This is a genomic window from Dickeya chrysanthemi NCPPB 402 (assembly GCF_000406105.1).
GTDB lineage: Bacteria > Pseudomonadota > Gammaproteobacteria > Enterobacterales > Enterobacteriaceae > Dickeya > Dickeya chrysanthemi.
In genome coordinates this window covers 323,572-325,352 of the sequence record NZ_CM001974.1, presented here as the reverse complement: position 1 = coordinate 325,352, position 1,781 = coordinate 323,572, and the positions used below count along the sequence as shown (strand labels likewise).

Here is a 1,781-nt window from a genome sequence, read left to right as displayed (position 1 = left end):
GGTGGAGCGCCTGCCAGCACGGGCTTTTATGTATGCGGCAAGAATAAAAACACAGTGCTGATTTAATAAAATTGCGTTTTATTTATATCGATTATTGAGGAAGTCTGCTGTGAGGTCATTAGGCAATTTATAACATTTGTGAAAATTATCCGCCCTATGATTAGGCAGTTGCCCTATTTACACTCTTTTTTCAGTTATGCGCCCGCCATTCGTCCATAAAAAACGCCGTCTCCGGTATGGAGACGGCGCTGTCTGAACGGCGACGAACGCAAATCAGGTTACGGACGTGCGACAAATCCCACCACGTCATACACCTTACGCAGCGTTTCCTGCGCACGCGCGCTGGCTTTTTGCGCGCCATCGCGCATCACCTGCTGCAGGAAAGCTTCATCATCACGGAAGCGGTGATAACGCGCCTGCAACTCGCTCAACATACCGGATACGGCATCGGCTACCGCGCCTTTCAGATGCCCATACATCTGCCCTTCAAACTCTTTCTCCAGGTCGGGGATGGATTTCCCCGTCACCCCAGAGAGAATATCCAACAGGTTGGAAACCCCCGCCTTGTTTTGCTGATCGTAGCGTACCACCGGCGGCTCGTCGGAATCGGTTACGGCACGTTTGATCTTCTTCACCACCGATTTCGTGTCTTCCAGCAACCCGATGACGTTATTACGGTTATCATCCGACTTGGACATCTTTTTGGTGGGCTCCAGCAGGGACATCACCCGTGCGCCGGATTTAGGAATAAACGGCTCCGGCACGCGGAAAACGTCGCCGTAAATCGCGTTGAAGCGCTGGGCGATATCCCGGCTGAGTTCCAGATGCTGTTTCTGATCTTCACCCACCGGCACCTGATTGGTTTGATACAGCAGGATATCGGCCGCCATCAGGACCGGATAGTCGAACAGCCCGGCGTTGATGTTTTCCTCATAACGGGCGGACTTGTCCTTGAATTGGGTCATGCGACTCAGCTCACCAAAATAGGTGTAGCAGTTCAGCAGCCAGCTCAACTGTGCGTGTTCCGGCACATGCGACTGAACGAAAATCGTGCTCTTTTGCGGGTCGATGCCACAGGCCAGATAAAGCGCCAGCGTATCCAGCGTCGCCTTGCGTAATTGCTGCGGATCCTGACGTACGGTGATCGCGTGCTGATCGACGATACAATAGATGCAGTGAAAATCATCCTGCATATTGACCCACTGACGTAACGCACCCATGTAGTTACCAATGGTCAACTCGCCTGACGGCTGTGCGCCGCTAAATACAATGGGCTTACTCATGTCATGCTTCCTGATCGTTTAAAAAGGATAACCCATCAAGGGTCAATAAATCCGCAAAGCGATCCAGCACCACGTCAGGGTGACTCAGGGCGATCGCCTCGCCATAGTTATAACCGTACGTCATACCGACGCAAGGGCATCCGGCGGCGCGGGCTGCCTGTATATCATTACGCGAGTCGCCGACAAACAGCAATTCGTTCACCCGCAGACCCAACTTACCCAGCACCATATATAACGGCGCCGGATGCGGTTTTTTCTCGGTGACGTCATCGCCGCCCAAAATCAGCGAGAAATAGCGCCCAATCCCCAGCATATCCAGCAGCGGCGCGACAAACGGCGTCGGTTTATTGGTGACCACCGCCATACGAAAGCCGCGTCCGGCCAGTTCGTCCAGTGTGTCCTGCACCTCTGGGAACAACAGACTGCCGCTGTCTACCGTGCGGGCATAATACTTATCGAACAGCGTTCGGGCGTCCTGAATCTGCCTGTCCGTCGGCT

2 protein-coding genes are annotated in these 1,781 nt (G+C 53.5%); both read right to left on the bottom strand.

What is annotated here, in order from left to right:
- Positions 1 to 278 precede the first annotated feature (278 nt).
- Positions 279 to 1,283: a tryptophan--tRNA ligase gene (gene trpS, locus DCH402_RS01540; protein WP_012768047.1), complete on the bottom strand. Its 1,005-nt coding sequence runs from the start codon at positions 1,281 to 1,283 to the stop codon at positions 279 to 281.
- Between the two features lies 1 nt (position 1,284).
- Positions 1,285 to 1,781 (bottom strand): HAD family hydrolase (locus tag DCH402_RS01535; protein WP_050583244.1); only part of this gene is annotated, 497 nt, incomplete at its 5' end.

Coding starts and splice junctions, on each gene's coding strand:
- trpS (WP_012768047.1), bottom strand. CDS start 1,283: ATGAGTAAGCCCATTGTATTTAGCGGCGCACAGCCGTCAGGCGAGTTG.